Raw genomic sequence first — 20,296 nt, 5'->3', positions numbered from 1 at the left:
CCCAATATGTAGGGGCGAATCCTTGTGGTCGCCCTGGGCAGGCACAAGACCTGCCCCTACACCACGGAAATTCTGGAAGAACCAAAAAGGGTTTTTGCCACAAAAGGCACAAAGGACACAAAAGCCACAAAGAATCTTGGTGACTTCGGGCCTTGGTGGCGTTGTGGTTAATGTTCTTGTCCAAAAGCAGGATTCAACGGATAAGGTTAGGACTTACGCAAATCGTTGCTGCATTCCAGAGGTGACTGTCTGTCACCTCTGGAACGTGCGTAAGTTTAAGGTATTAAAGTGATGCAATAAGGGGGGTCAAATAAAACAATATCGTTACTGTCGGGTTGAGGATTTCGCCAGGGTGGTTTGACGCCCGGCCAGGTGTTCCTCGTACCGGGCCAGGGCGAACAGCAGGGAGGAGAGCCGATTCAAATAACGAATAATCTCTCTGTTTTTAAATATCCCTTCGTGTAGTAAGTAGGCTACTTCACGCTCCGCCCGACGCACCACCACCCGGGCCACATCCAACTGTACTCCAACCATAGTATCGCCAGGTAGAACAAACTGGTTTAAGGGAGGGATTTCCTCACCCAACCTGTCAATTTCTGTTTCCAGCCAAGCCACCCGATCCGCGGTGAGTTGTTGGGGAAGCTGCACGCCTGGGGCAGAGGCCAATTCGCCCATCAGCAGCCACAGGTCGCGCTGGGCGGTCAGGATGAGTTGCCTGGTACGCTCGCTGGCAGCCGGGTTGGCCCGCGCCAGACCCATAAAAGCGGTGGCTTCGTCAACCGCGCCGTAGGCGGCCGGACGCAAATCGTATTTGGGTACCTTTTCCTGCCCCAGCAGGCTGGTGTAACCTTCGTCGCCGGTGCGCGTATAAAGAATGGTTTTTTTGGACATCGTCGCTTCTAATTTTTGGAGATTTATCAGTTTGACCAGCTTATCATAGCTGAAAGCAGTAGATTTGGCAATGGCCAGGGGGGGTGTTGGTAACAAACCCTTCCAAATCGTAGCAAAATCTGCTATACTTGAAGCATAGTCGTTATTTCATTCATCCTGCCACGCTGCCTCAAATTTGACCTCTCTAACCTTGAATTTGCTTTTTTCTTTCTGGCCACCACTGTCTGCGTTTAATCAAATCATCCAAATTTTTTGTCCCTTGAAAGGAGGGAGTCTTATGCTAAAGAAGTTGTTATTCTCCTTCATTCTGGCGGGGGTGATGCTGATCGGGATGCTCTGGGGTTTGGCCCAGCCCGGGCGCACTATCACCCTGGATGTATGTGCTGCCGGTTGTCCCTATGCCACCATTGGCGCTGCTTTGAACGCCATTTCTACCACCCCCCCCGGCACACATACCATTCGCGTGTCTAACGAGATTTTTGCCGAAGGAGGTAATCTGCCCATTCCGCCAATGCCCACCAAAATTACGCTTGATGGCGGTTATGACCCTACCACCCTGGCCGCCGGTTACGCCGTAAAAACCGTGACTCGCACTCGCGTAACGCCGTCTGCGCCAAACACAACCCAACTCATCGCAGTGGGCACCGGCACTCAAACCCTTCATCTGCGCAATTTTGACATCTCCGGGGCCAGAATGCCTCTTGGTTCAGGCACAGGTTCAGGCGGGATTTTAGCCAACACGCTGGCCCAACTGACCATTGAAAACAGCCACATTCACGATAATATTGGCGACGATGCGGTTGGCTCCTCGTTTGGCGGCGGTGTGACCGTAGTAAATGTAACGACGACCCTTATTGTGGATAGTGAAATCTATTCTAACGTGGTTACCTCGCTGGGTTCCGGCGGGGGGATAATGTTTAGAGATGTGGATCAGGCCATTATTAAACGCACGTTGATTTATTCTAATGGGGCGTCTCTGGATGGGGGAGGCATTGAGTTTCAACTTGTATTCCCTATTCCGGATAGGCTTGATATAGAAGACAGTCAGATTTTTGCTAACTTGGCCAATGCCGGTTTTGGGGGTGGGGTTGATATTGTCAATACTACTCCACCTGTGGGACTTATACCTCAGACTATGGTGCGCACCAAAATCGAACGTAATCAAACAACTGTAGGCGGGGCCGGCATTGCCCTGCAAAACAGTGCTGTCATGGGGCAAGTTCACTTGGATTTGTTGAATGTATTGATTGACAATAATATCGTCACAATGCCACCACCGGGGGGATGTGGCGCTGCGGCTGGAAGTGGGGGCGCTATTTTTATGGGCGCCACTCCAACTGTGCCCGATGTTTTGAATGCAGTGAACAGCACTGTTGCCGACAATATACCTGATGGGATTTGTGATTTTGCGGGTTTTGCGGGAGTTCCTTCAACTATTAACATTGACAACGGTATCCACGCTGCTAATCCTCCTGCCGGTACAGGCAATTTAGAGATACTGCCAGCCGCACCCGGGACTACTACAGTGAGAGACACGGCTATCAGCCAGGGTGGGTTAGGGCCTGGGCCTATTACGCTTATTGCTCCGGTAGTGGCCTTGCCGGTTGGTTTTATGCTACCTGGCGCGGATTACCACCTGGCTCCCGGCTCGTTGGCTATTGATGCTTCAACCATTGTTCCTCCACCGTTGGATGATCTGGACCGCGTTTTGCGCCCGCTGGCGGCCCCGCTGGTGGATTTGGGCGCTTACGAAACAAGCGTCAATCTCAGCGCCAGTCAAAAACAGGCGCAACCCAATTTGACCGGCACCAGAACGGTGGTCACTTACACCGTGCTGATCACCAACTCCGGCATTTTTTCCGGCACGGTGATAGTGACGGATGCTCTGCCGGGGAACACAACCTTGGTGCCGGGCAGTGTTTCAGCTTCGGCAGGAGGAACAATCATTACGGGGAGCGGGGGGATTACCTGGACGGGCTTTATGACTGCCGGCGCCACAGCGGCCATCACTTACGCGGCGAGGTTGGGCCATGTTATCACCGGCTGGCAATTCATTAACATCGCCCACATTAGTAGCAGTTGGACCGGCGGTCCAGCCATTGGCCAAAGTATCTTCACCCGCGCGGCCACGGTGAATATCTTGAGCAGTAGCGGAGTTTACCTGCCAATCGTGCTCAAAAGTGGTTAAGGCCAGGTTATTGGTTCAGCCTAACCGCAAGTTGGCCACAACGTCCAGGTCCCAGCCGGCCACGTCGCCGGCCTGGAGCCGCCAGTAGGCCGCCGCGCCGATCATGGCCGCGTTGTCGGTGCAGAGAGAGAGGGGGGGCACGCGCACGGGCCGGCCCGCGCCGGACATCATTTTGTTGCGCAGCAGGCTATTGGCCGATACCCCCCCCGCCAGCAGAATTTCGGCGACGTCGTACATCTCGGCGGCGGCTTTGGTTTTGTCAACCAGCACGTCCACCACGGCCATTTGAAACGACGCGGCAATATCCGCGCCGGGCATGGGGTTGAGAGGAAGCCGGGCCTGTTTGCCGGCCCGGTCGGCCTTATCCTGGTCAGGCCGGTGGAGTTTTTCCACCTTGGTATATTTTTGCACCACCCGCAGCACCGCCGTTTTTAGGCCGGAGAAACTGAAATCAAACGAGTCGCTTAACCGGGCGCGTGGAAATTTGAAGGCAGTGGGATTGCCCCCGGCGGCTGCTTTTTGAATGGCCGGGCCACCGGGGAAGCCCAGGCCCAAAATACGGGCCACTTTATCAAAGGCCTCGCCGGCCGCATCGTCAAGGGTGCGGCCCAGGATTTGGTAATCGCCGTGGCCGCGGATGAGGACCAATTCGGTGTGGCCGCCGGACACAATGAGGGACAACGTGGGAAATTTAATGGGGGGAGGATGGCCGCTGCCTTCAATATCGAGCCAGTTGGAGTAGAGATGGCCTTCCAGATGATTGACCCCGATAAGCGGCACCCCCAGGGCCAGGGCTATTCCTTTGGCCGCGTTGACGCCCACCAGCAAGCTGCCGGCCAGGCCCGGCCCATAAGTGACCGCTACCGCGTCTACCTCGTTCCAGCCGGTGCGCGCTTCAATCAGGGCATCCTGAATCACCGTGCCGATGGCCAAGATGTGCTGGCGCGAGGCGACTTCCGGGAAAACGCCGCCGTAACGCCGGTGAATGTCAATTTGGGAGGCTACCACGTTGGATTTGGGCCTAACTCCGTCTTCAATCACCGCTGCTGCGGTTTCGTCGCACGAAGTTTCGATAGCCAGAATTTTGGTCATGTTTTAAGTCTTTCCTGCCAGGCAGCCAGGGCTTGCAGGTTTGATTTGAAGACAATATTTTTAGGCAACTCGTCCGGCCCAAAAAAGCCGGCCGTGCTCACGTCATCGCCCGGTTGAATGTCGCCGCCGGTCACCAGGCCGTGGTAAATAATGGATATGCCGCCGCCCCGGAAATCCTGGTAGTAATACACGTCAATCAGGTCCAAAATTTCAACGTCCAGCCCTGTTTCTTCCCGGCACTCGCGGCGGGCTGCTTCCTGGGGTGTCTCGCCCATTTCCATAAAGCCGCCGGGTAAACACCAACTTCCCCGGGCCGGGTCTATTTTGCGCCGGACCAGCACCACCCGCCCCTCACGCTCGGCCAGCACCGAGGCCCCGACTTTGGGGTCAATGAATTGGATAAAACGACATTCCGGGCATACCCGCCGCACCCGGCCAAAAGCTTCTCGGTCCACCATCTCCGTGCGGCAGCGGGGACAGTAAGTGAAGCCTTCCCGGAGCAAAGCGGCTTCTTCGGCGGTAAGGGTGAGGGGTTCGTTGCAATTGTTCATAGTTTCCTGGCCGCTATGCCCCACGATAAATCCGAAAATCGTTTAATCTCGGTCTCAAAGCCCAGGCCGGTAAGCGAGGCGTTGGCTTGATCCACAAACCAAAAGAACTCATCGGCAAAATCAGCCACCACGTCCGGGCGGCCCTCATTTTGGAATTTCTGGGCGAGCTGCGCCTGGGCCGCCGCATCGGCAAACATCAAATCGCCAAACACGGCCCTGCCGCCGGGTGGTAAAGCAGCGTAAATTTTCTCAAACAAAATTGGTTTTTCGGCTTCGGTGAGGTGGTGGATGGCGTAGGTGCTAACAATGGCGTCAAACAGAGGCGGGTCATTAAAAAAATATGCCAACAAGTCGGTTTTAACATACTCTACGTTGTTTAAGCCGGCCAGCTTGCGGCGGGCAATGTTGAGCATATTATCAGAAACATCAACGCAGACCAGGCGCTTGAAATTTTTTAAGCGGCGGGAAAGGTTGCCGGTTCCGGCGCCCAGGTCAAGGATGGCGCCGCAGGTATGGGCGCTTTTTTCACTCACCCAGTTGAGCACAGCGTCGTAGCCGGCCCGGATGGGATGAGTTTCGTCGAGAACGTCGTTATCGTAAGCAGGGGCGTCCTCGTCGTGATTAAAAGCTTCGGCAAATTGACTTTTCACGTTGTTCCCTTTTGGCCGGCCGGGGGCGATTTTTGCCGCAGGCCCATGAGCAAGCCCACCGTTAGCAGCAAGCCCAACAAAAATACACAACTAAAACAACCAACGTTAAGCATGCGATCGCCCAACTGCTCGGCTTCTTTGCCGGGAAAATAGGGCCGGTTATTTTGGGGGTCGCCGGGCAGATACTTTACCTGGAGCGACTGGTCGGCAACGGCCTGTTCCCAGTTTTCAACCGAGGCCACGTATTTATCAGAGGCCGAGATCACCACCCCATTGACTTCAAAGTTGTAAGCAAGGTAGTGCGTGGCGCCGCCCCGCCGGCTGCGTTTGGTGTTGAAGTCGGTGACTTGGGCCTCGGTAATTAGGCCTTGGCTTTGGAGGGCCATTTCATCTTGCAGTTTCATCGCTTCCCAGCCAAGCCCGCACATTCCCCCCACCACAAGCAGCAGGGCAATAACCCAGGTTTTTAGGGAAGGTTTTTTGGGGGGTTGGGCTGGCTTTTTCTCTTGGACAGGCGCGGTTGTATCTGGCGGGTCTCCCAGGTACTTGATGCGCGATTTGGGTTCTGGCGCAGGCTCCAGGCGGCGAAGAGGCGCTGGCTGGCCGGACGGTTCAGGTACGTTGGCGGAAGCCGGTCTCGCGGGAGAGGCCGGGCTTGCCGGTGGCGGTTGGGACGGGGGAGAGGCTGGAGGTAGCGGCGCTGTCTGAGGTGGCCGGGATGAACCGGCCTGTTTTTGCTGAAGTTTGGCCAGGCCGGTATGGGCCAACTGATTGTTGGGGTTAAGGGCCAAAACTTGATTCAAACAGTGGCGGCATTGTTCGTCCGTGGCCACTACGCTCGACATCCACAGCCAGGCGTTTTCGTTTTTGGGATCGGCCCTGAGTATTTCGGCCAGCAGCCGTTGCCCGTTTTGTTTATCCCCTGCTTTGATGAGCGTGATAGCTTGTTGTAGTTTTTCCGACATCTGTTGTCTGTTCTCTCCCTCAGAATTTTGTTAAAGTGTAAGCGAAAAATAGACCCCTACCTGGTCACGCCTCTCTTCGCTGAAACCACAGCTTTGGTATAACCCAATGGCGTCTGCCCAGTCTGGTTCCGTGCTCACTCGCACTTGGGTAAAACCCTGTTGCCAGGCCACGTTGAGCAAATGGGCCACCAAAATCCGGCCAATCCCCCGGCGCCAGTACTCCCGCCGCACCGACATCCGCTTTAGCCGGGCAGTATTTTTGTTCTCGGCAAGCAAGGCTCCTGTCCCAATAATCTCGCCGTTTGCCTCTGCCACCACAAACACGTGACCGGCCTTGATGTAATGGGTCTGAATATCATCGAGATCAGGGTTACACGCTTGGTCAATCCAGCCAAAATGTTCGCCCAGACCGGCCAGAATTAATTGCCGGACAGCGTCCTGGTCGGCTGGTTGGAAGGAACGGATGACAAGCGCCATACCCGGAATCCGAGAAAATATTCGTGCCATTGGCGCTTAAAATTGATCCACCGCCTGCCTGGCCGCCAGGATATTACCCGTTGGCGCCGTGATGGGCGTGACACAACCCGTGCCCAAAATGAACCGCTGCCCGGCGGTAGCCTCGAATGCGGCTTTGGCTTCGGCGATGACCATTTCCGGGGTGCCCCGCACCATTGTTTCCCACTGGCGTAGGCCGCCGCACAGGGCCATTTCCGTGCGGTTTCTGGCCTCGGCCAGCGCGGGCGGGGTTTCCACGTCGTGCCAGTTGATGGCCTGGCCGGGATAAGCGCCCACCAAGTCAAACATCACGTTAACGCCGTGCAGGTGGATTAAGTTGAACCACATTCCCTCGGTAGCGGCCAAAATTTGCCGGTCGAGCGGCTGGCAGAATTCGCGGTATTCGGCCTCGGTGAGCAGGTTGTAGCTGGCATGTTGCACGGCCAAAAAAATGCCGGACGCGCCGGTGGGTTTGAGAGCTTCGATAAAGCGCAAAATGGACTCGGTAATGACGGCCAGCCCGGCTTTCATCGCCTCCGGGTGTTGGCGGAGGTCGGACAGAAGCCGCTCTCCGGCTAGGTTTTTGGCCTGGGAGAGCGGGTTGAAAATGGTTTGAATAAAAGGCGTCTTTTCGCCCACCGCCTGGCCAATGAGACGGTTGGCCTTAATAATTTCGGCCAGCAGCCCCTGGCCGGGGTCTTGCGGTTGCAGCCGGGTCCAATCTTCGGGCGATTGGATAACGCGCGGCCCCCAACTGCGCGTGCCTTCCTGGTTGCCTTCCCAAATGGTAGTGGCCCCGTAGCCGGCCAGGCAGTAGTTGCTGCTGGGGGTTATTTTGATGAAATCAAAATCATACGCGCGTTGGAAGGCCAAGGTAGCGCGGGCTAAACCTTCGCCGGTCTGGTCGTCAACGGGCCAGTGCCGCCACAACGCAACGGGGGGACGGTCAACGGTTGCCCCGGCAATGGTGGCTTCCAGGCGCTGGCGTTTGGTCATGGTGATGGTCATTATTTCCTCTATTCAGGCCGGATCACATTTTACGTGCCTGACCAACGACAAAGGACCAACGACCAGATTTCGTCGTTCGTTATTCGTCGGCGGTCACAGCGTCAGTAAACCCGGCATTAAGTAGCCTACAATTTCAGTTCATCCTTCACCGTTTGATACAGCGTATCGGCCTTCAACTCGGCCAGGGTGTAACAGGGCGCGGCCAGTTCATTGGCCAGGTTTTGGGCCAGGCCGCGATCAAAACTGGCGTGTTCCATATTGATCACCACCGAGCGAATATTTTCTTCGGCAATCAGTTTGGCCGCCCGGTGGGCTTCTTCCTGGGCCGGGAGGTTAGACATAGATACGTTGCCCGCGCCGTCGGTGAGCAAAATCATCAACGGCATGATTTCGGGGTGCATGCGGGTTTGTTGGGTAAGCACGCGGTGGGCCAGCATTAGCCCGGCCGATAGGGGAGTTTTGCCGCCAACGGGCACGTCGGCCAGGGCGCGCTGGGCCAATTCCACGCTGGAGGTAGGCGGCAGCACCACCCGGGCCGACTCTTTTTGAAAGACCACCAGGCCCACCTGGTCGCGGCGCTGGTAGGCGTCTAACAACAGGCTCATGATGGCCCCTTTGGTGGCCTCCATACGCTCGGCGGCGGCCATGCTCCAACTGGCGTCTACCACAAAAAGGATCAGGTTGGCCGCGCGGCGAACGCGCACTTTATCGTGAATGTCCTGTTTTTCCACGGCCAGGGCGCGGTCGGTATGATCGCGGCTGATTTGGTAGGGGGCGGCGGCCCGCAGGGTGGCGTCAAAGGCTACGTCTTTGGGTTTTTTTTGGCCGACGGGCCGGGCCTGGATGTAGTGGCCCCGTTTGCGGTCGGTTTTGGTGTAGCTGCGCCGGCCCGCCGAAGAACGGGTCATTTTATCAAGCTGGGTTTGCAGCCGCCGGGGGGCAAAATCCTGGCCAATTTCCACCGGGTTTTTAGCCTGGCTTTGGTCCCCCGATGAGGGAGTGCTCTGGTCGGCTTGGGGCGGCGCGCCCATGGGCTGCGGCATGGGCGGCTGATCTGCGTCTACTTCTTCACCATCGTTTTTTTTTCCTCAAAGTCGCCGGACATCTCGCCGGTTTCCGTCATTTCCTCGGTTTGTTCGGTGGCTTCCTGGCGCACTTGTTGTAGGCGGTCGGCCAGTTCGCCAAATTGCATAGTGACGTCCTGGAACGGCTGCCGTTTGAGCCGGTGCGGCAGGGCCAATTCGGCGGCCACCAGGATGTCTTCCTGGGTGATTTTTTTGCGATTATTGAAGGCGGCGTGGGCCAGGGCGGTTTTGAGAATCACAATGTCGCCCCGGTGGCCGTCAACGTGCATTTCGGCCATCAATTCGGCAATGGTGTACAGATCGCGTTTGGTGTAGACCACCTGGGGCAAAAGCTCGCGGGCCTGGGTGATTTTTTTAGCCAGTTCCGCTTCTTTGGGCTCCCACTCTGCGTAAAATTTGTCGGCGTCCCGTTCAAAGTTGAGGGTATGTTCCAAAATTTGCATGCGGGCGTGAGGCTCGGCAATGCTCTGGATGTCCACACACAGGGCAAAACGATCCAACAATTGGGGCCGCAGGTCGCCCTCTTCCGGGTTCATGGTGCCCACAAAGATAAAGCGGGCCGGATGAGAAAAACTGATGCCTTCACGTTCCACCACGTTAACGCCCATAGCCGCAGAATCGAGCAGCAGGTCAACCACGTGGTCATCCAGCAAATTCACCTCGTCCACGTAAAGCAGGCCCCGATTGGCGGCGGCCAAAACGCCCGGTTCAAAATGCCGTTCGCCCTTTTTGATGGCCTGCTCGATGTCCAGAGTGCCCACCACCCGGTCTTCGGTGGCGCTGATGGGCAGGTCCACAAAACGGATACGGCGTTTGGTCACGGCCAGTTCTTCGCCGCGGTCCTGGCGTTCTTTGACCCAATCGGACCAGGTTTGGGGCGCGTTGGGGTCGTCGTTAAAGGGCGAGTCGACAAACACGTCAATTTCCGGCAGCAGCGCGGCCATGGCCCGGGCCGCCGTGGATTTGGCTGTGCCTCGCTCGCCGCGAATAAGGACGCCCCCAATTTGGGGGCTGATGGCGTTGAGGATCAGGGCCATTCTCATCCGATTCTGGCCCACAATTGCCGTGAAGGGAAAAATTGACCGCATTACTCTTCTTCTTTCTCTTTTTGCGCTTTGGCAATGATCTCACTGGCAATGTGGCTGGGCACTTCTTCGTAATGGGAAAGGCTCATGGTATAAATGCCGCGTCCTTGCGTAAACGAGCGTAGATCGGTAGCGTAACGCTGCACCTCGGCCAGGGGGGCCTGGGCGGTAATAACGGTGTACCCCCGCACCTGCTCCATGCCCGACATCCGGCCCCGCCGGGTGCTGAGGTCGCTGGTCACGTCGCCCGTGAACTCTTCCGGCACGGTAATGGTCAGGTCCATAATGGGTTCCAGCAATACCGGGCCGGATTGCAGCATGGCTTTTTTGAAGGCTTCACGCCCGGCAATCTGAAAGGCGATGTCTTTGGAGTCAACCGGATGTTCTTTGCCATCGTACACTACGGCGCGCACGTCCACCACCGGGTAACCGGCAATGGGACCTTGTTCCAGAACCTGCTTGATGCCTTTTTCAATGGACGGCAGGAAGGGTTGGGAGATAGCGCCGCCAAAGACTTCGCTTTTGTATTCAAAGCCGTCGCCGCGCGCCAGGGGTTCCACCCGCATGTGCACTTCGCCAAACTGGCCGGCGCCGCCGCTTTGTTTTTTGTGGCGATACATGTCGGCTCCGGTTTTGGTAACGGTTTCTCGCATAGGCACTTTGGGAATGGAAGTTTGCACATTCAGGCCAAAGCGAACTTTCATGCGCTTAACGGCAATGTTGACGTGCGTTTCACCCATACCCTCCAGCAGGGTTTGGCGGGTGGCGGTTTCGTAACGATGGTTCAGGGTGAGGTCTTCTTCGGTGATGCGGGTGAGGCTGGGGCCAAGTTTGGCCGAGTCGCTCTGGCTTTCTGGGGTGAGGGCTACGGCATACAGCGGGTTGGGATAGGCAATCATAGGCACGGTATAGGCTTTGGCCTTATCGCTCAACGTATCGCCGGTGAGGGTGGCGCTTAATTTTAGCACGGTGGCAATGTCGCCGGCCGCGGCTTCTTTGACTTCAATTTGTTCCTTGCCGCGCGGCATAGACAACCCGGCCATACGTTCCTCTTGTTCCGCCCGGCTATTGAACAGGCGGGCGTCGGCCTTGAGCGTGCCCGACCAGACCCGGAGAAAACTGACTTTGCCGTACTGGTCGTTGATGGTTTTAAAAACCTGCACAGCCAGCGGCCCGTTGGGGTCGCCGGTAAGGGTTTCTTCCGCGCCTTTGCCCGTGGTGGCCGTTATCTCTACAGCCGGGGCCGGGAAGATGGCCGGAATAGAGTTCATAAAATCCCGCACGCCAATGTTTTCGGTGGCCGAGCCGCAAAACACGGGCACTACGCTGCCGGCGGCCAGGCCGGCCTTGAGGCCCTGCATAATTTCAGGGGGGGAGAGGGTTTCTTCTTCAAAATATTTTTCCATCAGGGCGTCGTCGCCTTCGGCGGCAAATTCAACCAGTTCCATGCGGAATTCTTCAATTTCATCGGCCATCTCGGCGGGCGGATCGCCCGGTTTGGCCGCGCCCGTGTAGGCATTTTGGGTAATCAGGTCAACCACGCCGGTAAATTTATCGTTGCTGCGGATGGGCAGTTGCATGGGCACAAATTTGGCGTCAAAGGTTTGGCGCAGTTGGTCAATCACTTTCCGATAACTGGCGTTTTCCCGGTTCATTTTGTTGATAAAAATGGCCATGGGTTTGTGATTTTCCTCGGCCATTTGCCAGGAGAGCTGGGTGCCCACCTCTACGCCCGCCGAGCCGTCCAGCACCAGCGCCACGGTGTCGGCCACGTGGATGCCGCTGAGCATCTCGCCCTGGAAGTCGGTGTAACCGGGCGCATCCAGCACGTTGATTTTATGTCCTTCCCATTCACAGGGGATCACAGACAGGTTCAGCGACATAGTGCGGCTGATCTCTTCCTCGTCGTAGTCCGAGACGGTATTGCCTTCTTCCACTTTGCCCAGCCGGTTCACCGCGCCGGTATCAAACAGCATGGCTTCGGCCAGGGAGGTTTTGCCGCTGCCGCTATGCCCCAATAAAACGATGTTCCTGATTTTGTCTGTTGAATAACTGCCTGCCATTAAAGTCTCCTTAAAACGCGCCCAGGCGCGAGGTAATCTGTATAACTTGGGTATTCTAATGCAATCAGGGGGGATTGTCAAAAGGGTGAAATGGCGGGAATAGTTGAACAGCTAATTTTCCCTTTTTCGACTTCCATCCCTATTAATTTATGTTATAATCGGGGGTATTATGGAATATAAACCCTTGCTTATTACCGGCGGCAGCGGCTATTTAGGGCGACACTTATGCGCCAGGGCCGTTGCAGCTTTTGACGTTTACGCCACTTACCAGACCCAGCCTGATCAAATCAAAACAGGACGTCCTTTACGGCTGGCCTTGACCGATCGGGAGGCTGTGCTGCGCCTCATTGCCGGCCTGAAGCCCCAGGCCGTTATTCACACTGCCGCCCTCAATCCCGGCGGCGATGAGCAAGCGATGAGCCGGGTCAATGCGGCGGGGAGTCGCTACGTGGCCGAGGGAGCGGCGGCTGTAGGGGCGCGGCTGGTGCACATTTCCACGGATATAGTGCACGATGGCCGCCATGCCCCTTACGCCGACGATGCCCCGCCCGCCCCTTTGAACGCTTATGGCCGCTCCAAAGCTGCGGCCGAAGCGGCGGTGGCGGCGGTTGACCCCCGGGCCGTGATTGTGCGCACTTCCCTGATTTATAGCCTGACCGAAATGGATCGCAGTACAGCCGGCTTTGCCGAACGCTTGGCCCGCGGCCGGCCTTTGATCTTGTTCAACGACGTCATCCGCCAGCCGGTGTGGGTCGAGACCCTGGTTGAGGCGCTGCTGAAATTGGCGCGGATTGATTTTGGCGGCCCGCTGAATATTGTGGGCCGTCAAGCCCTGACCCGGGAGGAGTTTGGCCGCCGGATGCTGGCCTGGTGGCAGGTTGATCCCCGTGGTTTATTACAATCAGGCCCCGCCGCCGATATTTTCGAAACCATTCCCCTGGATTTACGGATGTCGGTTGGCCGGGCCGAGCAGTTGCTGCAAATGAGATTCCCGGGGGTGGATGAGGTTCTGAACAGGCAGGCAAACCGGCCCCCAAAAATTTAGAAATTTCAGAAAACTCGATGGATCAACGACTGTTGACGCAATTGCAGAGCAGTGACCCCAAAGAACGGCGTGAGGCGATCTTGGCTCTGGCGCGTTCAGGCGATGCCCAGGCGCTCCCCCTGCTCAAACATATTTACCAGAACGAGGCTAATCCGGCTCTGCGAGAGCTGGCCCGGAAGGCCGGACAGTACCTTTGGCAGCAACTCAACCATCAGAAACAAACCGCTTCCCTTCAGCCGCCAACCCAAATGGAACCCGTCCCCCTGGAGAGGAGTGAGGCCAGGGGGCAGCAGACCCCTGTTCAAGAAATGTCGCATAAAACCCAAGCCCAGGGGCGGCCGATCACGTGCATCATGCTTATCGTTGCCTTGATGTTGCTATTTGTGGCCGTAATATACTTTGTGCAGGCGGGCTATCTTGATCGTTACCGGGTGGCCATCCAAATATCCGAGTGGGGCGGGGGCAAAAGGACGGTTGACGGCACAGAGTACTATCTGGTTAAACCCTGGGGTTTTGCCCCGGCCGGCGGCTGGCCGGTAGTGGTGGGCCTGCACGGATACGGCGGCAACGGGAAGGACCTGCTTCCCCTGGCCGTTACCTTTTCCGGGGAAGGGATAATCTTTGTATCGCCAACCTTTGGCAATTATGAACCTATGCCAGGCGCAGGCCCCATTGAGCCGATGAAACGGATTCTGGAAGAGGTCAATCTGGCCTATCCGGTTGACCAGCGAGGGGCAATTCTGTTCGGCTTCTCTCAGGGTGGAACCTTTGCCTACCGCTTCTCTGTTTATCACCCGGAGTTGGTGGCGGGCGTGGTGACAGCAGGCGCACCCGATCTTGACGCCGGTGAGCCGGCCAGCCCCGATCTACCTTATGTATTTACCTGGGGGGAGCATGACGGCTTGCAGGATTTTGTTCTCCCCTCCACCGTGTATCCGCTCATGAGGCGCGGTTACAACGTGAATTATGCCGTGATAGAGGGGGCCGGACACGCGATAACCCCCTATGCCATTGAGCGGACTCTACAAATGGTCAACGCTCAAGAGTAAAAGATTTTGGATTTTTTCCGGGTAGAACCAGAACACTGTCCTGGCTCTACCCAAAAACATTATCCGAACAAACGATTATATCCAATATTTGCCCGCCCTTTTGCACTTTTTGAACTTCAACATATAATTGCTTATATCCGGTTACGGACCAAAAACCTGGGGGGGAAATCCGCGAAGTTGTTGTACCCTACCTATCCAGCCACTCATTAATAATCTGATCACCAACCAAAAAGGAATGGCGAACAAAAAAAATGGTCATTGGTCGTTCGTCGTTCATCATTGGTCGAGGAGATATTGATCATGCGCTTACTCACGTTTAAAAAAGAAACCGAACTCCGGTTGGGTGTCAAAACCCCGGCGGGGGTGGTGGATGTTAAAGCGGCTCTGGCTGCGTTGAGTCCGTTTGTTAGCGATGTCCCAATTCCCACCAGTATGGAAATCCTGCTGACCGGCGGTTCAGCCACCCAACAGAGCCTGGCCGATTTTGTGGACCAGGCAGTGGCCAAAAATCCCACCGCAACCTGGATTTTGGACGAGGCTTCGCTAGAATTTGGCCCCTGTATGCCCTATCCCGGCAAAATCATCTGCATTGGCCTGAATTACCGCCGCCACGCCGCCGAGTCCGGGCTGGCCGCGCCGGAATACCCGGTGCTTTTTTCTAAATTCAATAACACGCTGGCCGCGCATGGCGATTCGATCCCCTTGCCGGGCAATGCCGAGCAGTATGATTACGAGGTTGAGTTGGGCGTGGCCCTGGGCGCGCGAGCCAGGTACGTTAGCGAGGTTGAGGCTTTGGATTACGTATTTGGCTATTTCAGCGCCAACGATGTGAGCGTTAGAGATTTGCAAAAACGCACCTCGCAATGGCTGCTGGGCAAAACGCTGGATAAATTTGCCCCCATCGGCCCCTACCTGGTTACGGCCGATGAAATTGCTGACCCGCAGCGTCTACGGCTGCGCTCCTGGGTAAATGGTGAACCGCGGCAGGATTCCCATACGGCGGATATGATTTTTACGGTGGCCCAGTTGGTCAGCTATATTAGCCAATACATCCCCCTGGAACCGGGCGACCTGATTCTTACGGGCACGCCGGAAGGTGTAGCACTGGGCATGCAGCCGCCGGTGTGGCTCAAACCCGGTGATGAAGTGGCGGTTGAGGTAGAAGGGTTGGGTAAGTTGGCCAATGTGATGATTGCGGCATGAGCACCTGTGATGCGTCCCATTTTCCAATGTTTGCAAAATCTCAATTTCAACCAACCCCCCGTAAAGGAACCTCTTCCCCGATGACCGACAACCCGCTTATATTTTTGAGCATGACGGCTCTGGTAATCTGTTTGATTGGCTTTTCTAAAGGCGGCTTTGACAGCACCATGGGCGCCCTGGGCACGCCGCTGATGGCCCTGGTAATGCCCGCCGATCAGGCGGTTGGGCTTTTGTTGCCCATCCTGATGATTGCCGATGTTTTTGCCGTGGCCTCTCATTGGAAACGGTGGGACCGAAAACTGGTTACCTTGCTCATCCCCGGCGCCATTGTCGGGGTGATTATTGGCACATTGTTTATTGCCAATGTTTCTCCCACTATCTTGCGGCGAGGAATTGGCGTGATTGCGCTACTTTTTGCCGTTTATAAGTTTTTTGAGCAGTATATTTTTGGCTCAATCACCTACCAGGCCCGGAACTGGCATGGCCTGGCTGCCGGAACTGCGGCCGGGTTTTCCTCGGCCCTGGCCCATACGGGCGGCCCGCCCATCACCATCTATCTGCTCATGCAAAAGGTGACGCCCCGCGTTTTTGTGGCCACTTCGGCCCTCTTTTTTATGGTCTTAAATTGGCTCAAAGTGCCCACTTATTATTACGCTAATCTATTTGATTTTGAGTTGCTGGGGCAGGTGGTCTGGCTGTTGCCGTTGTTGCCCGTCAGTGTGTGGGTGGGCAAAGTTATCTCTACTAAAATCAATAAATTCATTTTTGATCGAATTATTCTTGTTTTTTTAGTTGCATCGGGCGTGTTACTCTTGGTACGTTAATCATGAAACCGCAATTTAGCCTTGAAGAATTTGAGCAATTGGTGGCGCAGGCGCTTGATGAATTGCCCAACTTCTTTAAAGAAAGATTGCAAAATGTAGAGGTGGTGGTAGCCGATTGGCCCACGGAAACCGAACTACAAGCGGTTGGCCTCAAACCGGGCCAACTTCTGTTTGGCCTGTATCAAGGCATCCCCTTAACCCGGCGCACCAGTCACTATGGCCTGGTTTTACCCGATAAAATCACCATTTATCGTATGCCTATTGAGCAGGTTTGCCGCACCCCCAAACAAATTATCCGCCAGGTGCAACGCACGGTAAAACACGAGTTAGCCCACCACTTTGGCCTTGACGACGACCGGCTGCGGGAATTGGGCGCTTATTAATGGCATTTGAAAACTTTGTTATTTTGGGTATCATTAATCCCGGCAAAAGTTAAAGAGGTAGATGTAATGCGTAGACGATTAGGTTCAATTATCAGAATAGATAAACCCAAAGACGACCCCGACCATGGTACGCATGGCTGGCAGGTGCGCTTGCCCATTGGCGTGCCCAGAAAGTACCATTCTAAACTGTTCACCGATAACGTTTATGGCAGTAAGGGCAAAGCCCTGGTTGCAGCCGAAGAGTATTTGGAAGAACAACTGCGGCTGTACCCTGAACGTTACAAAAGCGCCTGGGGCGAACCGCCTACCTTTATGAAAAGGCCGCCCAGTAATAACAAAAGCGGGCGGACAGGCGTGTATCGTTCTCACTCCTATCATGGTAAAACCGGCAAAAAGCAAGAATTTTGGGCGGCTTTTTGCCCGCTAGGCCCTTACGGCCGTCATTGGAACAAACGCTTTTATATTGTCACCCACGGCGAAGAGCAGGCCAGAGCTTTGGCTACCGAATTGAGGGAAATGTGGGAGGAAGCCGCCGAACAGGGTGAAGAGGCCGTGCGGCGTTTGTTTGATGAATATTTTGACGATATGCTCTAAACCCTTAGTGGCAAAGGGGCCTTGAAACAATGTCCCGGCAAAAAGGCAAAGTTGTTTTTTCAACTAAAATCGGCGACCGGCGGAAACAGCCCCCGGCTTCAAACTATCCGCGCGCTTCCCTGGCCCCGGCCCAACAGAACTTGAAGATCATGCGCGATAAAAAGGGGCGCAAGGGCAAAATGGTCACGGTTATTTCCGGTTTTACCTTAACCGAGACCGATCTCAAAGAGCTGGCCAAAACCTTAAAAACGTTTTGCGGGTCAGGCGGCACCATAAAAAGTAGCAACAACGGCGGCGTCATCGAGGTGCAGGGCGACCACCGGGAGAAAATTGCGGAGAAATTACAAGCATTGGGGTACAAAGTAAAGCTGGCGGGAGGGTAAGTCTGTTAGGGTGTGTGCCAAAATTTTGGCGGTAGGGGCAGGACATTGTCCTGTCCCTACCCTATTAAAATTGGGATAAACCCGGTCTGTTAACCGGGCAATAGGCATAAAGTACATCCCCCGGTAGGTATTAAGTACACTACCCGGATTGCCGCCGGGCAGGTAAAATAGGTGTACTTTATGACCCACTTGGCTCGCATCATTTCTTCCTTTACTGCAATATGGTTACTGGCCGGTATTGGTTGGGGGGTAACGTTTTTAACCATTACCCCGGTTTATGCCGCTGTGCCCGCCCAAAATAATCCGGCTCCCACCGCCGCGACTATCTGGGGTCAAAGCATCACCTTCACCTTGCTCATTACGCCCACCAACGGCGTCACTATCACCAACCCCCGGCCTACTTTTGCCTGGGCCGACGCCGTTACCGATGATCCCGGCGGCATCATCAGTTATACACTTTTGCTTACCGGTAGCCAGGCTTATACCGCCCCTATTACTACTACCGCCTCAATCTACACGCCCACTTATGCTTTGCCTAACGGCGTTTATACCTGGACCGTGCAGGCGCATGATGCGATCAGCGCGAGCGGTTACGTGACTCCGCCGGCCACCTTCACCTTAGCCGCGCCACAGGTATTTCTGCCCATTGTATTCAAATCGCCCCAGTCGGAATGTCCCCTGACCTCTACCGCCACCTTTAACCTTATTCCCATTGAGGGGGCGCCGGCAGACCATCCTGACGTTCTGCATGGCGACTTGAATCTGGCCCTGCGGGGATATGCTCCGGTCAACGAATACCTGGGCCTGGTTGATTACGCCGGCGGCTCTGACCCCTATGCGCCTCAACTGGCCGGTCTTTTTGACCCGCATCGGGTGCCCGGTATCAACGCCGTTTACCAGATTAACCAATGGATTTGGGGTTGTGGCGAGCATGGCTGTCGTGGCCCGGCCATTACTGCTCCCGGCGTTACCCTGGCCGGTTTTACCACCACCGCCGGCGAAACGGTCTACCTTCCCGAACGCGACCCTGAAATTTATGGCGGTGATTACAAAGCAATGGTGCTATATGCGGCAGAAAAACGTATCACTCTGGGTTACACCCGCCAGGATACAGTAGCGGCCGGTTATGCCGTGCATATTGAAGACGTGTGCGTGGACCCCAACCTGCTGGCCCTCTACCGCGCCCAAAACGACGCCGCAGGCAATCGCGTGACCGGCTATCTGCCGGCCCTGCGCAACAGCCAGGCCCTGGGCACAGCCCCTGGTTCCGAAATCAAAGTGGCCGTCAGGGATAGAGGCACTTTTATGGACCCCCGTTCGCGCAAGGATTGGTGGCAGGGATACTAATTCATTTGAAGCGTGGTTTGGCTCAATGAAATTGACGCCGCAGATTTTGCTCAATGCTTACAGTCAGGGCATCTTTCCTATGACGGGCGAAGACGGCGCAGTTTACTGGTACGACCCCGATCCCCGCGCCATCTTACCCCTGGACAAATTCCACGTTCCCCGTTCTCTGGCCCGGCGCATGCGCCGGGGTGATTTTGAAGTGCGGGTTGACACTGCCTTTACCCCGGTGATGAGGGCCTGCGCCGAACCTGTGCCGGGCCATCCCGACCGGGAAAAAACATGGATCAGCGCCGAGTTCATTGAAGTATATTCAGAGTTGCACCGGCTGGGTTATGCCCACAGCGTTGAAACCTGGATAAAGAACGAACTGGCCGGTGGCCTCTATGGGGTTAGTGTGCGGGGTTTGTTTGCGGGCGAGAGTATGTTCAGCCGGATCACCGATAGCAGCAAAATCGCCCTGGTGCATCTGGTGCAACGGTTACGCCAGGGTGGCTTTTGTTTGCTCGACGTGCAATTTATGACCCCTCATTTGCGGCGGTTTGGGGCCATTGAGATTTTGCGGGTAGAATACAAAGTCCGGCTGGCCCACGCTTTAACGGTGGATGCCCAATTTTAACGAAGCGGCCCAAAGTTGATTAAGCACCTAATCTCGCGGCACTTCATGGTGCTCTCGGCAGCGAGCCTCGTACACTTCACTGGCGCCTACCATAATCACCGGGTCGTTATAATGCGCCGGACGGCCATCAATTAACCGTTGGGTGCGGCTGGCCGGCGCGCCGCAGGTCATACAAATGGCCTGGAGTTTGTCTACCATTTCGGCCTGAGCCATGAGTAGCGGTAGGGGGCCAAACGGTTCACCTCGAAAATCCAGGTCTAGCCCGGCCAGGATGACCCGCCGGCCCTGGTTGGCTAATTTTTCACACAGTTCGGCAATGGTCCAATCAAAAAATTGCACTTCATCTATCGCTACCACGTCGGTATCTTCGTCTAGCCGGGCCGCAATTTCGGCGGCATTTTGCACTACGGTGGCCTCGTAATACCGGCCGCTGTGCGAACTTACTTTTTGGGACTCGTAACGATTATCCAGGGCGGGTTTAAAAACCTGTACCTTTTGTTTGGCAATTTCAGCCCGCACCAGCCGCCGGATTAATTCCTCTGTTTTTCCGCTGAACATGCTGCCGCAGATAACCTCAATCCAGCCGCCGTCGTAACGATGATACATTGTTTCTCCTAACCCGGCTGAAGTCGCTTTGCTTCTAAGCCGGAAGCAAAAAGAAAGTTCTGCCGGAAATTCTTGTCTAAAAAATAAGGCTCATGTTAAGAACAAGTGCGAGTAACTAAAAGAGAAATGAAGGAGGGGTTGATTCGCTTCAAATTGATGCCAAACTCACACAT

The 20,296-nt window shown here is 55.5% G+C and carries 21 protein-coding genes; 10 read left to right on the top strand and 11 right to left on the bottom strand.

All coding sequences use genetic code 11. The features are described 5' to 3' along the window. Positions 1-324: 324 nt before the first annotated feature. Positions 325-876, bottom strand: coding sequence for a cob(I)yrinic acid a,c-diamide adenosyltransferase (locus tag JW953_21505; protein MBN1995281.1), 552 nt, complete (start codon positions 874-876; stop codon positions 325-327). Between the two features lie 292 nt (positions 877-1,168). On the opposite strand from JW953_21505, the gene JW953_21500 reads away from it, so the two are divergent. After that, on the top strand, positions 1,169-3,079 hold the full coding sequence (locus JW953_21500; protein MBN1995280.1) for a right-handed parallel beta-helix repeat-containing protein: 1,911 nt from the start codon (positions 1,169-1,171) through the stop codon (positions 3,077-3,079). Positions 3,080-3,094: 15 nt separating this feature from the next. On the opposite strand, the gene tsaD is transcribed toward JW953_21500, so the two are convergent. The 9 genes from tsaD to JW953_21455 all read right to left on the bottom strand — a co-directional run bounded on the left by tsaD (position 3,095) and on the right by JW953_21455 (position 12,073). Then, positions 3,095-4,171 (bottom strand): tRNA (adenosine(37)-N6)-threonylcarbamoyltransferase complex transferase subunit TsaD, encoded by a 1,077-nt coding sequence (gene tsaD, locus JW953_21495; protein ID MBN1995279.1) that lies wholly within the window; start codon positions 4,169-4,171, stop codon positions 3,095-3,097. Then, entirely contained in the window at positions 4,168-4,722 is a 555-nt protein-coding gene (locus JW953_21490; protein MBN1995278.1) for an NUDIX hydrolase, read from the bottom strand. The genes tsaD and JW953_21490 overlap by 4 nt, the downstream gene beginning before the upstream one ends. Then, entirely contained in the window at positions 4,719-5,372 is a 654-nt protein-coding gene (locus tag JW953_21485; GenBank protein ID MBN1995277.1) for a class I SAM-dependent methyltransferase, read from the bottom strand. Before JW953_21485 ends, JW953_21490 begins: the two co-directional genes overlap by 4 nt. Further along, a complete protein-coding gene (locus JW953_21480) occupies positions 5,369-6,337 on the bottom strand; it encodes a DUF3592 domain-containing protein (protein MBN1995276.1) in 969 nt (322 codons plus the stop codon). The genes JW953_21485 and JW953_21480 overlap by 4 nt, the downstream gene beginning before the upstream one ends. 30 nt (positions 6,338-6,367) lie before the next feature. Continuing rightward, positions 6,368-6,814 carry a GNAT family N-acetyltransferase gene (locus JW953_21475; GenBank protein MBN1995275.1) on the bottom strand — a complete coding sequence of 149 codons (447 nt, stop codon included), beginning with the start codon at positions 6,812-6,814 and terminating at the stop codon, positions 6,368-6,370. Between the two features lie 36 nt (positions 6,815-6,850). Continuing rightward, positions 6,851-7,840: a uroporphyrinogen decarboxylase gene (locus JW953_21470; protein ID MBN1995274.1), complete on the bottom strand. Its 990-nt coding sequence runs from the start codon at positions 7,838-7,840 to the stop codon at positions 6,851-6,853. 125 nt (positions 7,841-7,965) lie between these two features. Then, complete coding sequence (locus tag JW953_21465; protein MBN1995273.1) at positions 7,966-8,748, bottom strand: VWA domain-containing protein; 783 nt, start codon at positions 8,746-8,748, stop codon at positions 7,966-7,968. Between the two features lie 152 nt (positions 8,749-8,900). Further along, entirely contained in the window at positions 8,901-10,013 is a 1,113-nt protein-coding gene (locus JW953_21460) for an ATP-binding protein (protein MBN1995272.1), read from the bottom strand. Then, positions 10,013-12,073 carry an elongation factor G gene (locus JW953_21455; GenBank protein ID MBN1995271.1) on the bottom strand — a complete coding sequence of 687 codons (2,061 nt, stop codon included), beginning with the start codon at positions 12,071-12,073 and terminating at the stop codon, positions 10,013-10,015. Before JW953_21455 ends, JW953_21460 begins: the two co-directional genes overlap by 1 nt. A 169-nt stretch (positions 12,074-12,242) precedes the next feature. Between JW953_21455 and JW953_21450 the strand changes: the two genes are divergently transcribed. The 9 genes from JW953_21450 to JW953_21410 all read left to right on the top strand — a co-directional run bounded on the left by JW953_21450 (position 12,243) and on the right by JW953_21410 (position 19,517). Further along, positions 12,243-13,118: a sugar nucleotide-binding protein gene (locus JW953_21450; GenBank protein ID MBN1995270.1), complete on the top strand. Its 876-nt coding sequence runs from the start codon at positions 12,243-12,245 to the stop codon at positions 13,116-13,118. 17 nt (positions 13,119-13,135) lie between these two features. Further along, positions 13,136-14,167, top strand: coding sequence for a hypothetical protein (locus tag JW953_21445; protein MBN1995269.1), 1,032 nt, complete (start codon positions 13,136-13,138; stop codon positions 14,165-14,167). A gap of 300 nt (positions 14,168-14,467) precedes the next feature. Further along, positions 14,468-15,370 carry a fumarylacetoacetate hydrolase family protein gene (locus JW953_21440; protein ID MBN1995268.1) on the top strand — a complete coding sequence of 301 codons (903 nt, stop codon included), beginning with the start codon at positions 14,468-14,470 and terminating at the stop codon, positions 15,368-15,370. An 80-nt stretch (positions 15,371-15,450) separates the two neighbouring features. After that, a complete protein-coding gene (locus tag JW953_21435; protein ID MBN1995267.1) occupies positions 15,451-16,194 on the top strand; it encodes a sulfite exporter TauE/SafE family protein in 744 nt (247 codons plus the stop codon). A gap of 2 nt (positions 16,195-16,196) precedes the next feature. Beyond that, entirely contained in the window at positions 16,197-16,577 is a 381-nt protein-coding gene (locus JW953_21430; GenBank protein ID MBN1995266.1) for a metallopeptidase family protein, read from the top strand. 66 nt (positions 16,578-16,643) lie between these two features. After that, positions 16,644-17,171 carry a hypothetical protein gene (locus tag JW953_21425; protein MBN1995265.1) on the top strand — a complete coding sequence of 176 codons (528 nt, stop codon included), beginning with the start codon at positions 16,644-16,646 and terminating at the stop codon, positions 17,169-17,171. A 29-nt stretch (positions 17,172-17,200) separates the two neighbouring features. Further along, complete coding sequence (locus JW953_21420) at positions 17,201-17,554, top strand: translation initiation factor (GenBank protein MBN1995264.1); 354 nt, start codon at positions 17,201-17,203, stop codon at positions 17,552-17,554. A 180-nt stretch (positions 17,555-17,734) separates the two neighbouring features. Continuing rightward, positions 17,735-18,901 (top strand): hypothetical protein, encoded by a 1,167-nt coding sequence (locus tag JW953_21415; protein ID MBN1995263.1) that lies wholly within the window; start codon positions 17,735-17,737, stop codon positions 18,899-18,901. Between the two features lie 25 nt (positions 18,902-18,926). Further along, entirely contained in the window at positions 18,927-19,517 is a 591-nt protein-coding gene (locus tag JW953_21410; GenBank protein MBN1995262.1) for a leucyl/phenylalanyl-tRNA--protein transferase, read from the top strand. 27 nt (positions 19,518-19,544) lie between these two features. On the opposite strand, the gene JW953_21405 is transcribed toward JW953_21410, so the two are convergent. Further along, a complete protein-coding gene (locus JW953_21405; protein ID MBN1995261.1) occupies positions 19,545-20,123 on the bottom strand; it encodes a thymidine kinase in 579 nt (192 codons plus the stop codon). Positions 20,124-20,296: the final 173 nt, after the last annotated feature.

This window comes from Anaerolineae bacterium (assembly GCA_016931895.1).
GTDB lineage: Bacteria > Chloroflexota > Anaerolineae > 4572-78 > J111 > JAFGNV01.
Note: the sequence above shows the minus strand (reverse complement) of the source record. Positions and strands in the feature narration are given on the sequence as shown.